The sequence below is a fragment of the Streptomyces sp. NPDC102360 genome, from assembly GCF_044766085.1.
In the GTDB taxonomy this organism is placed as follows: Bacteria; Actinomycetota; Actinomycetes; order Streptomycetales; family Streptomycetaceae; genus Streptomyces.
Genome location: NZ_JBIWLG010000003.1, coordinates 693,719 through 707,201, shown reverse-complemented (window position 1 = coordinate 707,201; position 13,483 = coordinate 693,719). Strand labels below are relative to the sequence as shown.

Sequence of the window (13,483 nt, the reverse complement as noted above, 5' to 3'; positions counted from 1 at the left end):
ACGGCCCACGGTGTCTGCTCCGTGTCATGTCACCCCCCCCCCCCACGCGATGCCCCCCCGTCCCCGTCCCCGTCCCCGACACTCCCCGGGAGTCCCGATGAATCCGAAGTCCCGTCCCGCTTTCCGTAACGGCGCCCGCGTCGCAGCGGTCGGCGCCGCCGTCCTCTCCTTCGCCCTGTCAGGCTGCTCGGCCGCGCCGACCCCGGCGGGCGGTTCCGCCGGCGGCGGGGCGCTCACCACGAACCTCGGCTTCGCGGGCACCACCATCAACCGCAACTTCAACCCGTTCGCCCTCAAGCCGACGCAGGGCACCTTCGGGTTCCAGTACGAGGCGCTCTTCGACTTCAACATCCTCGAGGGCGGCAAGTTCACACCCTGGCTGGCCAACAAGTACGAGTGGGCCGACGGCGGCAAGAAGATCACCATCCATCTCGACGAGCGGGCCAACTGGAGCGACGGCTCCAAGCTCACCGCCCAGGACGTCGTGTTCACCCTGAACTACGTGAAGAAGAACAAGCTGCCCCCGACCTGGGCCTTCGACTTCGGCAAGGCCTCCGCGCCGGACGCGCACACCGTCGAGATCACCTTCGACAAGCCCGCCTACTCCAAGATCGACAGGATCGGCGGGATCACCCCGGTGCCCGAGAAGATCTGGAAGAAGAAGGACGGAGCGAAGGACACCAACCCGAACCCGGTCGGTTCGGGCCCGTACAAGCTCAAGCAGTACACCCCGCAGCAGCTCACCTTCGAGGCCCGCGACGACTATTGGAAGCAGAAGAACGTCCCGGTCAAGACCGTGAAGGCGCCCATCATCACGCAGGCGTCCGAGGTGCCCAAGCTGCTCAGCGGGGAACTCGACTGGAGCGGCGGCGTCGTGCCCGACGTCAAGAAGCAGTACGTCGACAAGGACCCGAAGAACCACCACGCCTGGTACCCCACCTACGGCGGCCAGTTCCTCTTCTTCAACCACACCAAGAAGCCGTTCAATGACGTCCACGTCCGCAAGGGCCTGTCGCTGGCCGTCGACCGCAGCCAGCTCCTGAACGTCACCAACCCGGGGATGTTCAACACCCTCAACCTCACGGGACTCGACTCGAAGACCCAGGGCAAGTGGATCGCCGACGAGTACAAGGACGCCGAGCAGCCCAACGCCGAACTCGCCAAGGCGCTCGCCGAGTTCAAGAAGGCCGGCTACACGAAGAAGAACGGCAAGCTGGTCGACGGCGGCGGCAAGCAGCTCAGCTTCTCCATCATGGAGGTGCAGGAGTGGGGCGACGCCGTGCAGTTCGACAAGGTCGTCGCCTCGCAGCTGCAGAAGGCGGGCGTCGCCGTCAACGTGAAGCCGGTCGCGGCCGCGCAGATCGACGCCAAGCGCAAGACCGGTGACTTCGACGTCACGATCGGCGGCGGCGTCTACTACTCCACGCCGTACAACTTCTTCGAGGACATGCTCTCCAGCGACAACGCCGGCATCTGGACCAACTACGGCCACTACAAGAGCAAGAAGGCCGACGCGCTGCTCAAGGAGATGGCGAGCGCCCACGACACCGCGAGCGTCAAGAAGTACGCGGCGAAGTTCGAGAAGATCATGGTCGAGGACGTGCCGGCCGCCCCGCTGATCACGATCGGCGTCTCCTCCGAGTACAACAGCAAGAACTGGACCGGCTGGCCGAGCGAGAAGAAGCCCTACGCCCAGCCCGCACCGTGGGGCGGCGGCGTCGACGCCATGAGCATCCTGCTCAACCTGCGCCCGGCGAAGGGCTGACCGATGGCCACCGCTCCTGTTCTCACTCCCGCCACGGCGGAGGCCCCGCCACCCGCACGGCGCACGGCGGGCGGCCGGTTCGGCGCCGCCCGCTACTTCCTGCGGCGCCTCGGCTTCTACATCGGTGCCGCCGCCGTCGCCGTCACCCTCAACTTCCTGATCCCGCGCGTGATGCCGGGCGACCCCGCTTCCGCGCTCATCTCGCAGATGCAGCAGAAGCAGAACCTGTCCGCCGACCAAGTGACCAGCATCTACCGGCTGTTCGGCGCGCCGGGTGCACCTCTGTGGGACCAGTACGTCACCTACCTCGGCCAGATCGCCCACTTCGACTTCGGCGCGTCCGTCGCCTACTACCCGACACCCGTGTGGGAAGTGATCCGCTCCGGCCTGCCCTGGACGATCGGGCTCGTCGGCCTGACCGCCGTGATCGCGTTCGTCATCGGCACCTCGATGGGCGTCCTCGCGGGCTCCCGCGTCGGCTCGCGCTTCGACTCCTTCATCACGCCCGCCTCGATGTTCCTCGGCGCGCTCCCGTTCTTCTGGGTCGCGCTGCTGCTGGTCATGGCGTTCGGTGTGCAGCTCAACTGGCTGCCGATCAGCGGCGCGTACGACGGTGACATGGCGGTCGCGTTCAACGGGCCGTTCCTGATGAGCGTCCTGGAACACGGCATCCTGCCGGCCGTGACGATGGTCGTCGCCTCGTTCGGCGGCTGGCTCGTCGGCATGCGCAACATGATGGTGACGACCGTCTCCGAGGACTACGTGCTCCTCGCCCGCGCCAAGGGCCTGTCCAAGGCCCGCGTGATGTTCCAGTACGCGGCCCGCAACGCGGTCCTGCCCAGCGTCGCCGGCTTCGCCCTCACCATCGGCTCCGCCGTCAGCGGCCAGATCCTCGTGGAGATCGTCTTCTCCTACCCCGGCGTCGGCTATCTGCTCTACCAGGCCGTATCCAGCGTCGACTACCCGCTGATGCAGGCCCTGTTCCTGATCGTCTCGCTCACCGTGCTCGCCGCGAACTTCGTCGCGGACTCGGTGTACGGCCTGATCGACCCGCGCGCGAGGGAGACCCGCTCATGACGAAGTCGGTACGCGCCCGGCGGCTGCCGAAGCTGCCGGGGAACGTCAAGGTCCGCGTAGGGATCGCGATCATCGTGTTCTTCACCCTGGTCGCGGTGTTCGGCCCGTTCGTCGTGGAGAACCTGATGGGGCTGCGGCCCGACGACGTCGACACCAGCGGCGCCATGCAGCCACCCTCAGGGGCACACCTGCTGGGCACCACGGCCAACGGCGAGGACGTCTTCGCGCAGCTCGTCGTCGGCAGCCGGATCTCGCTGCTCGTCGGGCTCGTCGCGGGCGTCGTCACCACGGTGCTCTCGGTCCTGGTCGGCGTCGCGGGCGGCTACCTCGGCGGCCGGGCGGACTCGCTCCTGACCGTCGCCACCAACATCTTCCTCGTCATCCCCGGCATGCCGCTCCTCATCATCGTGGCGAGCTACGTGCAGGGGCGCGGCGGCTGGCTCACCGTGGCCCTCGTCATCGGGCTCACCGCGTGGCCGTGGGCGGCGCGGCAGAAGCGGGCGCAGACGCTGTCCCTGCGGCACCGGGACTTCGTGGCCGCCGCCGAGATGACCGGCGAGAGCCGCTGGGGTGTCATCACCCGCGAGCTCATCCCGTCCCTCGCGCCGCTGATCTCCGTCAGCTTCCTCGGCGCGGTCGTCGGCTCGATGTTCGCGGACGCGGGCCTCTCCTTCATGGGCCTCGGCAACATCAACATCACCAGCTGGGGCTCGATGCTGTACTGGGCGCAGAACGGCTCCGCGCTCACCCGCGGCGCCTGGTGGTGGTTCATTCCGCCGGGCGCCTGCATCGCCCTGGTCGGGGTCGCCGCCGGGCTCGTCAACTTCGGCATCGACGAGGTGTCCAACCCCCGCCTGCGCAAGCCCTCCAAGCAGGTACGGATGCTGGCCCGAGCGGCCCGCCTGCACACGGCCGACGCCGCCGTACCCGCCCAGGCCACGCCCGTGAAGGAGGCCACCTCATGAGTGGGACGCTCGGCTCGCCCTTGCTCACCGTCCGCGATCTGCACGTCGACTACTTCGACCAGGAGAACCCGGTGCACGCCGTCCGCGGCGTCGACCTCACCCTGCGCCGCGGCGAGACCCTCGGCATCGTCGGCGAGAGCGGCTGCGGAAAGTCCACCCTGGTCACCGCCATGACCCGCCTGGAGCGGCCGCCGGCCGTCACCACCGGCGGCTCGGTGGTCCTGCACGGCCACGACGGCGCCGACAACACCGACATCCTGCGCCTGACCGAGCGTCAACTGGCCGCGCTGCGCTGGGAGAAGGTCGCCATCGTCTTCCAGAGCGCGATGAACGCCCTCAACCCGGTGCTCCGCCTCGGCACCCAGTTCGCCGACGTGCTGCGCAAGCACCGGGGCCTGTCGAAGAAGGAGGCCTGGGAGCGGGCGGGGGAGCTGCTCGGCATGGTCGGCATCCCCGCCGACCGGCTGCGCTCCTACGCGCACGAACTGTCCGGCGGCATGCGCCAGCGCGCCACCATCGCCCTCGCGCTCGCCTGTGAACCCGACCTCGTCGTCATGGACGAGCCGACCACCGCCGTCGACGTCGTCATGCAGCGCCAGATCCTGCGCCAAGTAGCCCGCCTGAAGCGAGAGTTGGGCTTCTCGGTCGTCTTCATCACCCACGACCTGTCGCTGCTCATCGAGATCGCCGACCGGATCGCCGTGATGTACGCGGGCAAGATCGTGGAGACCGGTCCACCGCGCCGCCTCTACGAAGACCCCCAGCACCCCTACACCACCGCACTGCGCGGCGCCTTCCCTCCGCTGCACGGCGAACGCCGCGAGATCACCGGCATCCCCGGCTCGCCGCCCGGCCTTCGCACCCCGCCGCCGGGATGCTCCTTCCACCCGCGCTGCACCCAGCGCCTGGCCGCCTGCGACCAGGAGGAGCCGGTCCTGCTGCAGCTCGGTGACGCCGGCGACGTCGCCTGCCACCTCCACCGGCACCCCGCCACGACGACCCCGGAAGCCGAGGACCGCCATGCCCGCACCTGAATCCACCCTCCCGGCACCGGTGTTGGAGGCCCGCGAGGTCGTCAAGCGCTTCCCGATGCACGGGCCCGGCGGCCACGGCAAGGAGGTCAAGGCCGTCGAGCCGACCTCGCTCGCCCTGCACAAGGGCCGCATCACCGCGCTCGTCGGCGAGTCCGGCAGCGGAAAGTCGACGCTCGCCCGGATGCTCGCGCTCGCCTACCCGCCCACCGAGGGCGAGATCCGGCTCGACGGCGACGTCGTCAAGAAGGCCCGCACGGCGAAGGCGAAGCGTGCGTACTACCGCCAGGTCCAGATGATCTTCCAGGACCCGTTCTCCTCGCTCAGCCCGGTCCACAAGATCCGCTACATCCTCAGCCGCCCCCTCAAGCTGCACGGCCTGGCGTCCGGCGCCGAGGACACGGAGCGCCAGATCCTCCAGCTCCTCGAACGCGTCAACCTCACACCCGCCGACCAGTTCATCGACAAGTTCCCCTACGAGCTCTCCGGCGGCCAGCGCCAGCGCATCGCCATCGCCCGCGCGCTCGCCGCCCGCCCCAAGGTGCTCCTCGGCGACGAGCCGATCTCCATGCTGGACGTCTCCATCCGCCTGGACATCCTCAACCTGCTCGGAAAGCTCCGCGACGACGAGGGCCTGGCGATCCTCTACATCACCCACGACATCGCCAGCGCCCGCTACTTCGCCGACGAGATCAAGGTCCTGTACGCGGGCCAGCTCGTCGAGTCCGGACCCGGCGACGAACTCGTGGCCAACCCCCAACACCCATACACCAAGCTCCTGTTGGAGTCGGCGCCCGACCCCGACCGCGGCGGCTTCCTCGACGAGCCGGACGGCGTCGACTCCGATGACGAGGAGACCCTCGGCGAACCCCCGAGCCTGGTCGACCCGCCCTCCGGCTGCCGCTTCCGCACTCGCTGCCCCCTGGCCAAACCGGTGTGCGCCACGGCCTTCCCGGCCAGGACCCACGTCGACGACAGCCACTGGGTGCACTGCTGGGCGCAGGACGAGCAGTACGCCTGAGTCCGGCCCGTACGACCCCGAAAGGACCCGCGTTGCGATCCGACGCCCCCCTCGCACCGACACCGCACCAACTCGCCTGGCAGCGTGCCAACACCGGCGCCTTCTTCCACTTCGGCATCAACACCTTCCATGGCCAGGAGTGGAGTGACGGCACTCTCCCGGCGTCGTCCTTCGACCCCACCGACCTCGACGCCGAGCAGTGGGTCGAGGCCGCCCGCGCGGCCGGCGCCCGCTACGCGATCATCACCGCGAAACACCACGACGGCTTCTGCCTCTGGCCGACGAAGACCACCGACTACTCCGTCGCCTCCGCGCCGTGGAAGGACGGGAAGGGCGATGTCGTCGGCGAACTGGCGGCGGCCTGCCGGGCGGCCGGGCTCGGCTTCGGCGTGTACCTCTCGCCGTGGGACCGCCACGCGCCCGAGTACGCCGACCCGGCCGCGTACACCAAGCTCTACACCGAGCAGATCCGCGAGCTGTGCACCTCGTACGGGCCGCTGATGGAGCTGTGGTTCGACGGTGCGGGCTCGGACGGCTACGCGTACGACTGGACCGCCATCATGGCCGTCGCCCGCAAACACCAGCCCGACGCCATGGTGTTCAACATGGGTGACCCGACGATCCGCTGGGTGGGCAACGAGGACGGGCTCGCGGCGGACCCCGTCGAGTACGTCGTCGACCACACTCAGATGAGCAACTACACGGTCGTCACCGCCGAGTTCGCGGAGGCGCTCTACCTGCCGCCCGAGTGCGACGTGTCGATCCGGCGCGGCTGGTTCTGGCACCCCGACGACGAGCCCAAGTCCCTGGAGCACCTGCTCGCCATCCACTACCGGTCCGTGGGCCTCGGCGCGAACCTCCTGCTCAACCTGCCGCCCGACACGCGCGGCCGGATTCCGGACGCCGACGCCGCGCGGGTGGCGGAGTTCGGCGCCGAGGTCGAGCGCCGCTTCGGGACACCGGCCGCCACCGCCGAGCTGACCCGCGGCGACACCTGGACGGCTTCCTTCGGGGAGCCGGTCACCTTCGACCACGTCCGGCTGCGCGAGGACCTCACCGACGGGCAGCGCGTCGTACGCCATGTGGTGTCGGCCGGAGGCCGCGTCCTCGCCGAAGGGCTCACCGTGGGCGCCGGACGCATCCATCTCACCGAGCCGGTGACGGCCGCCGAGCTGAGCGTCGAAGTCGTAGGCGACGAAGTGGTGTTGGAGTCCGTCGAGGTCTTCGAGACGGGAGTACGGGAGCTGCCGAAGGTTCCCGAGGGATACCGCGCGCCGACGGATCGGCCGGACGCATGAGAGGGCACGGAATCGTGGAACTGACGGGTGAGGGCTGGACGCTCCGTAGCACCAGTGACACCGGCGAGGCCGGTGACATCGAGGTGCCGGCGGTCGTGCCGGGATGCGCACACACCGACCTGATGCGGGCCGGAGTCATCGCCGACCCGTTCCTCGGCACGAACGAGGCGGCGGCACAGTGGGTCGGGCTCACCGACTGGGAGTACAGCAGAGAGTTCGACCTGGCCGCCCGGCCCGACGGCTCCCGCGTGCACCTCGTCTTCGACGGACTCCAGACGATCGCTACGGTCCTCGTCAACGGCACGGAGGTCGGCAACACCCGCAATATGCACCGCCGTTACCGCTTCGACGTGACCGACGCGGTACGCTCCGGGACGAATGAGCTGGCCGTGCGCTTCGCCTCGTCCGCGCGGGCGATGACGGAGGCGGCAGGCGACGACCCGCTGCCGTACGACTGGACGTACCCGTACAACGAACTGCGCACGATGGCCTGCGAGGGCGGCTGGGACTGGGGTCCCACGCTCGTCACCGCCGGGATCTGGCGGGACGTACGCCTCGAGGTGTGGGACACGGCCCGCGCGGACGTCGATGTCACCACGACCCTGGACGAGGACCTGCGGCGCGGAACGCTCGTCGTCGGTCTCGACGTGGAGGGCGGCCCCTGCGAGGCCGAGGTCGATGTCGCGGGGCGCACGGAGCGCTTCGCGATCGACTCAACAGGGCCTCGCAAACTGGCTCTTGACGTCCCGACCCCGGGCCTCTGGTGGCCGCGCGGCTACGGTGCGCCCACGCGGTACGAAGCGAGCGTGCGGCTGCTGGACGGGGGTGGGAAGGTCCTCCAGGAGACCCACCACCGCGTCGGCTTCCGGCACATCGCCATCGACACGGCACCGGACGAGCACGGCCGCGCGTTCACGCTGCGGGTCAACGGCCGCCCGGTGTTCTGCAAGGGCGCCAACTGGATCCCCGACGACCTCTTCGTCTCCCGCATCACCCCCGCCCGCTACGAGACGCGCGTCGACCAGGCCTGCGCCGCCAACATGAACACCCTGCGCGTCTGGGGCGGCGGCATCTACGAGGACGAGGCCTTCTACGCGGCGTGCGACGAGCGCGGCGTCCTGATCTGGCAGGACTTCGCGTTCGCGTGCGCCGCCTACCCCGAGGAGGAGCCGCTGCGCTCGGAGGTCGTGGCCGAGGCCGACGACGTCGTCCGACGCCTCGCGGCCCACCCGAGCGTCGTCGTCTGGAACGGCGCCAACGAGAACCTGCTCGGCCACGAGGACTGGGGCTGGCGCGCGCAGATCCGGGACCGCACCTGGGGCGAGGGCTACTACCGCGAGCTGCTCCCGGCCGCCGTGGAGGCCCACGCGCCCGGCGCCGTGTACGTCGTGAACAGCCCCGTGGCGAGCGAGCCCGGCGTCCACCCGCAGGTGCCCGGCGACGGCCCGACCCACCTCTGGGACACCTGGAACCTCCTCGACTACGCCCACTACCGGGACCAGATCCCGCGCTTCGCCGCCGAGTTCGGCTGGCAGGCCCCGGCCACCCGGGCCACGCTGACCGAGGCGCTCAGCACACTGCCCGACCGTCCCGACGACCCGGCCCTCCTGGCGCACCAGAAGCAACCCGGCGGCGAACGCAACCTCGTGGACCGCCTGAAGGGTCGCTTCCCCGACCCGGCGGGCATCGCCACGTACACCGACCGCTGGCACCTGGCCACCAGCCTCAACCAGGCCCACGCCCTGCGCACCGCCGTCGAACACCACCGCTCGTGGTGGCCGCGCACGGCCGGCTCCCTGATCTGGCAGCTCAATGATGTCTGGCCGGCCCTCTCCTGGTCCCTGATCGACCACGGCGGCCGCCCCAAACCCGCCTGGTACGCGGTGCGCGGCGCCTTCGCCGACCGCCTCGTGACGCTCCAGCCGAGGGAGGCAGGCCTCAGCGCCGTCCTCGTCAACGACACGGACGAGCCGTGGACGGGTGAGCTGGCACTCCGTCGCGTCCACGTCGTGGACGGCGAAGTGGCCCGCACGGAAGGGGAGTTCATCGTTCCCGCGCGCACGGTCCTCGCCCTCCCCGTGGGCCCACGGATCACCCAGGCGGGCCGGCGCCGCGAGGAACTGGTGGTCGCGGAGACCGAGGGAGCCGACCGCGCCATCCACGCCTTCGTACGCGACGACGGCGTCCGCTGGCCGGCCCCCGACGTCAAGTGCTCCGTCGAGCGAAAGGCGGACCACGCGCTCGTGCACCTGACAGCGGGAGTCGCGATCGGTGACCTGATCGTGGAGGCCCCGGGCATGCGCGCGGACACGGCGCTCCTGACGCTGCTGCCGGGGGAGACGGGGACGGTCGTGCTGCGCCCGGAACGCGAGGACGTCCGGCTGCCGGGGGACGAGTCCGTGTCCGTGCGCACCCGCAACGAGCTGTTCTGACCGTGGTGACGGCAGGGCAGCCGGCGGATTCCGTCGGCTGCCCGCAGCCGGTCTGCGGCGGGCTCAGCCGTTCACGTGCCGCCCCAGCGCCCCGATGAAGTCACGGAAGTACGCCTGCGTCACACGGGCGTCCGGGACCATGTCGTACGCGTGGTACGCCCCCGGATACACGTGCAGTTCGGTCGGCACCCCGGCACGGATCAAACGCGTGGCGTACGCGACGTCCTCCTCCAGGAACAGGTCGAGCGCGCCGACGCTCACGTAGGTGGGCGGGAGGCCCGCGACCGACTCGACGCGGGCCGCGGCGGCGTACGGCGAGACATCACCCCCGCCGGGCTCGTGACCCAGGAGGGAAGCCCAGCCGAAGCGGTTGTCGGCCGGGGTCCAGATGAACTCGCCCGCGTGCGGGTGGGCGTCGACCGTGCTGGAGGTGCGGTCGTCGAGCATCGGATAGATGAGGAGCTGGAACGAGACGGGTATCTCGCCCCTGTCGCGGGCGAGGAGCGTGAGGGCAGCGGCGAGCCCGCCTCCTGCGCTCGCGCCGCCGATCACGATCCGTTCGCGGTCGACGCCGAGGTCGGCGGCGTGGTCGTGCACCCAGCGCAGCGCGGCGTAGCAGTCGTGGACCTGCCCGGGCGCCCGGGTCTCGGGGGCGAGCCGGTAGTCGACCGAGACGATCTGGACGCCGGTCTCCGTGGCGATCCGGCGGCACAGGATCTCGTCGGCGTCGGCCGTGCCGAGCACGTAGCCGCCGCCGTGGATCCATACGAGCGCGGCGGTGGTGGTGGCGGGCGCGGGGCGGGCCTTGGGTTCGTAGTGGAGGACACGCACCTCGGGGTCGCCGGCCTCGAAGCCCGGTACCGATCGCTCGGTCGTCGTGATGTCCGGGTGGAGCGCCTGCGGGTCGGGCGCGTCCGGCACAGGTGTCCGCGTGGCCTCGCGGGCCAGGGGCAGGGTGTCCGGACCGAGACCGAGCGGCGGGAAGGCGTCCAGGAGCGGCGCGATCTCCGGGTCGACCAGGTGGCGGGTGCCGGCCGGCAGACCGGGCGTTGCGCGGGTGAGGGCGAAGCCGCGGTAGCCGTCCTCGGCGACCTCGTCGCAGATCTCACGGTAGGGGCCGACCCCGCCGACGTACGGCATGAAGATCCGGGGCTTTCCCGGGATGTTGGCGCCCATGTACCAGGACGCGGCCCGCGGGTAGAGGGTCTGCTGCGCCACCTCGTTGACGTGATCGACCCACTTGTCCTGGGCGTCGCGCTCTGCCTCGATCCGGACGACACCGGTCCGGCGCGCGTGGTCGATCGCGTCGGTGATCCAGTCCACGTGCTGCTCGATGGAGACGATCATGTTGCTGAGGACGGACGGGCTGCCCGGCGCGGTGATCATGAACAGGTTCGGGAAGCCGGCCGAGGCGACCCCGAGATATGTGCGCGGCCCGGCGGCCCACTCCTCGCGCAGCGCGGCACCGTCGAGCCCGCGGATGTCGATCGCGTCGAGCGGCCCGGTCATGGCGTCGTACCCGGTGGCGAAGACGATGGCGTCCACGGTGTGGTCGACGCCGCCGACCCGCAGGCCGTGGGGTGTGATGCGCTCGATCCGCTGGTCGCGCAGGCTCACCAGCGTCACGTTGTCGCGGTTGTACGTCGCGTAGTAGCCGGTGTCGACGCAGATGCGCTTGGTGCCGATGGGGTGGTTGGTCGGGCAGAGGAGTTCGGCGACGGCAGGGTCCTCGACGACGGCGCGGATGCGGTCGCGTACGTAGTCGGCGGAGACGGCGTTGGCCGATTCGTCGATCCCGGTGTCCTCGAAGGCGCCCATGAAGGTGGTGCCGCCGAAGGCCCAGCGCTGGTCGAGCTCGGCGGTGCGGCGGGACTCGTCGAGGTCGAGGGCGTTGCCGAGCGGCGGCGGGACGACGACTCCGGAGGCCGAGGCGCGGGCCTCGGCGCGCAGCTCGCGGTAGCCGGCCTTCACGCGGCGCTGCTCGTCGGGATCGAGTGGCCTGTTGTGCGCCGGGACGGAGAAGTTCGGGGTGCGCTGGAAGACGGTGACGTGCGCGGCCTGCTCGGCGATCACCGGGATGGCCTGGATGCCGGAGGACCCTGTGCCGATGACGGCGACGTGCCGCCCGCTGAAGTCGACGCCCTCGTGCGGCCAGCGGCCGGTGTGGAACGTGGGACCGGTGAAGGAGTCGAGGCCCGCGAAGTCCGGCACACGGGAGGCGGACAGACAGCCGACGGCGGTGACGAGGTAGGTCGCGCTCACCCGGCGCCCGTCCTCCAGCGTCACGGTCCAGGTATCGGCCGCCGCGTCGTAATCGGCGCCCCGTACCGAGGTGTTGAACTCGATGTCCCCGCGCAGCTCGAAGCGGTCGGCCACATGCTCGGCGTAGCGGAGGATCTCGGGCTGGGACGGATAGCGCTCGGTCCACTCCCACTCCTGCTGAAGTTCCTCGGAGAAGGAGTACGAGTAGAACATCGACTCGACGTCGCACCGGGCGCCGGGATACCGGTTCCAGTACCAGGTTCCGCCGACGCCGTCGCCGCGCTCAAAGACCCGCACCCGCAGGCCGAGGTCGTCGCGGAGCCGGTGCAGGAGATACATGCCGGCGAACCCGGCACCGATCACGATGGCGTCGTACTGAGGAGTCTGCCTGGTCTGCTGAGCCTGCCGCATGGTGCACCACCACTCCCTTCCCGGCGACGGGGCGCCGGGCTCGGTTGGGCCGATCATCAGCAGGATCGTCAGAACGTGTGAGGCACGTCATTGGGCAGGTGGCTCGGTTGACGAGCCATCTGTCCCGCCCGTCGTGCCTCCGGCCTGAAAGAGGTCGCCGGACTCCTGAAGCCGCCGAAGTACCAGGGCCAGGAACAGCCGGGTGCGCCCGTACGGTTCCGTGAAGCTGAACCCGAGGTAGCGCTGGGCGCGTTCCACCCGGTACGCGACCGAGTTGTGGTGCCGGTGCAGCAGGCGGGCGGCCTTGCGCACGGAGTCGGTGGCGGCGACCGCCTCCAGGCAGACCAGCATGTCGTCACCGTGGTCGTCGACCAGCAGGCCTAGCTGCCGGACATCGGGCACGGGGGCGATCTGCTCGGCGCTCAACGTCTCGGCGAGCAGCGCGTACCCGCCGAGTCCGGCCGCGTCGACGAGCGCCGCCTCCTCGACGGCGTACGGTCCATGCGCCCGCGTGCTGGGGCGGGCGAACCGCAGTGCGGAACGTGCCCGTTGCCAGGCCCGTGGCGCGTCAGCGGCGGGACAGGGCCCGGCGAACGCCGCGCGGGCGCCGACCGGCACACCCGGAACGTCATCGGGGTCGAGCTCCTTCGCGACCACCAACTCGATCGTGCCGACGGTGGCGTGCAGCACGACGGGTGTTCGGCCCCGCAGCCCGTCGACGAACGCCCCGGCGGCCCCGGCCGGCCCTGTCAGCGCGAACACCGTCACGACGGACGTTTCGCCGATCCCGAACCGCAGCCACGTACGGGCCCGTTCCGCCGGGGCGACGCCGGCATCGACAGCGGACCGGAGCGCGACGCCGTCCTCGACGGGATGAGCCGCCGGAACACGCCCCAGCAGGGCGACCTTCGCCGCGATCCCGAGCCGACGCAGCAGCAGCGCGGTCTCGGCTCCGGTCAGCGGGAGGCCGTCGGTGTCGATCCAGACTTGCCCGGTGCCGGGTAGGTCGCGGGTCACCACCAGGCCGGGCACGACCGGGTCGGGCGGACGGCCATGAGGAGCCCCCGTCCAGACCTCGCCCTGCTCGGTACGGATTCCGACGGGGCGTCCGAGGGCGGTGGCGGTGCGGTCCAGAAGAACGCCCGGGTTCGCGTCGGACTCGGCCAGGTCGTCGATGAGCCGCAGGACCGCCTCAAGGTCGAGCGTGTGCGACACGGCGCC

At 70.5% G+C, this 13,483-nt stretch carries 9 protein-coding genes; 7 read left to right on the top strand and 2 right to left on the bottom strand.

Annotated elements, in window-relative coordinates; translation table 11 throughout:
- The first annotated feature begins 97 nt into the window (after positions 1-97).
- The 7 genes from ACIRHA_RS17575 to ACIRHA_RS17545 are packed head-to-tail and all read left to right on the top strand — an operon-like array spanning position 98 to position 9,589.
- Positions 98-1,765: an ABC transporter substrate-binding protein gene (locus ACIRHA_RS17575; protein ID WP_403846091.1), complete on the top strand. Its 1,668-nt coding sequence runs from the start codon at positions 98-100 to the stop codon at positions 1,763-1,765.
- A gap of 3 nt (positions 1,766-1,768) precedes the next feature.
- Positions 1,769-2,842 carry an ABC transporter permease gene (locus ACIRHA_RS17570; RefSeq protein ID WP_403846088.1) on the top strand — a complete coding sequence of 358 codons (1,074 nt, stop codon included), beginning with the start codon at positions 1,769-1,771 and terminating at the stop codon, positions 2,840-2,842.
- Positions 2,839-3,807 (top strand): ABC transporter permease, encoded by a 969-nt coding sequence (locus ACIRHA_RS17565; protein WP_403846085.1) that lies wholly within the window; start codon positions 2,839-2,841, stop codon positions 3,805-3,807. The genes ACIRHA_RS17570 and ACIRHA_RS17565 overlap by 4 nt, the downstream gene beginning before the upstream one ends.
- A complete protein-coding gene (locus ACIRHA_RS17560) occupies positions 3,804-4,841 on the top strand; it encodes an ABC transporter ATP-binding protein (RefSeq protein ID WP_403846083.1) in 1,038 nt (345 codons plus the stop codon). Before ACIRHA_RS17565 ends, ACIRHA_RS17560 begins: the two co-directional genes overlap by 4 nt.
- Positions 4,828-5,859, top strand: a complete 1,032-nt coding sequence (locus ACIRHA_RS17555) for an ABC transporter ATP-binding protein (RefSeq protein ID WP_403846081.1) — start codon at positions 4,828-4,830, stop codon at positions 5,857-5,859. Before ACIRHA_RS17560 ends, ACIRHA_RS17555 begins: the two co-directional genes overlap by 14 nt.
- Before the next feature lie 32 nt (positions 5,860-5,891).
- Complete coding sequence (locus ACIRHA_RS17550) at positions 5,892-7,157, top strand: alpha-L-fucosidase (RefSeq protein WP_403846078.1); 1,266 nt, start codon at positions 5,892-5,894, stop codon at positions 7,155-7,157.
- Positions 7,154-9,589 carry a glycoside hydrolase family 2 protein gene (locus ACIRHA_RS17545; RefSeq protein WP_403846075.1) on the top strand — a complete coding sequence of 812 codons (2,436 nt, stop codon included), beginning with the start codon at positions 7,154-7,156 and terminating at the stop codon, positions 9,587-9,589. Before ACIRHA_RS17550 ends, ACIRHA_RS17545 begins: the two co-directional genes overlap by 4 nt.
- A 63-nt stretch (positions 9,590-9,652) precedes the next feature.
- Here the strand turns inward: ACIRHA_RS17545 and ACIRHA_RS17540 are convergent, their stop codons facing one another.
- Positions 9,653-12,319 carry an alpha/beta hydrolase fold domain-containing protein gene (locus ACIRHA_RS17540; RefSeq protein WP_403846072.1) on the bottom strand — a complete coding sequence of 889 codons (2,667 nt, stop codon included), beginning with the start codon at positions 12,317-12,319 and terminating at the stop codon, positions 9,653-9,655.
- Between the two features lie 30 nt (positions 12,320-12,349).
- The gene (locus tag ACIRHA_RS17535) at positions 12,350-13,477 is read right to left on the bottom strand and encodes a helix-turn-helix domain-containing protein (RefSeq protein WP_403846068.1); all 1,128 of its coding nucleotides are present in this window, start codon (positions 13,475-13,477) and stop codon (positions 12,350-12,352) included.
- Between the last annotated feature and the right edge of the window lie 6 nt (positions 13,478-13,483).

What these genes read in the sequence shown, in the direction of transcription:
- ACIRHA_RS17575 (WP_403846091.1), top strand. Translation starts at nt 98, where the DNA reads ATGAATCCGAAGTCCCGTCCCGCTTTCCGTAACGGCGCCCGCGTCGCA.
- ACIRHA_RS17560 (WP_403846083.1), top strand. Translation starts at nt 3,804, where the DNA reads ATGAGTGGGACGCTCGGCTCGCCCTTGCTCACCGTCCGCGATCTGCAC.
- ACIRHA_RS17540 (WP_403846072.1), bottom strand. Translation starts at nt 12,319, where the DNA reads ATGATCGGCCCAACCGAGCCCGGCGCCCCGTCGCCGGGAAGGGAGTGG.
- ACIRHA_RS17570 (WP_403846088.1), top strand. Translation starts at nt 1,769, where the DNA reads ATGGCCACCGCTCCTGTTCTCACTCCCGCCACGGCGGAGGCCCCGCCA.
- ACIRHA_RS17565 (WP_403846085.1), top strand. Translation starts at nt 2,839, where the DNA reads ATGACGAAGTCGGTACGCGCCCGGCGGCTGCCGAAGCTGCCGGGGAAC.
- ACIRHA_RS17545 (WP_403846075.1), top strand. Translation starts at nt 7,154, where the DNA reads ATGAGAGGGCACGGAATCGTGGAACTGACGGGTGAGGGCTGGACGCTC.
- ACIRHA_RS17555 (WP_403846081.1), top strand. Translation starts at nt 4,828, where the DNA reads ATGCCCGCACCTGAATCCACCCTCCCGGCACCGGTGTTGGAGGCCCGC.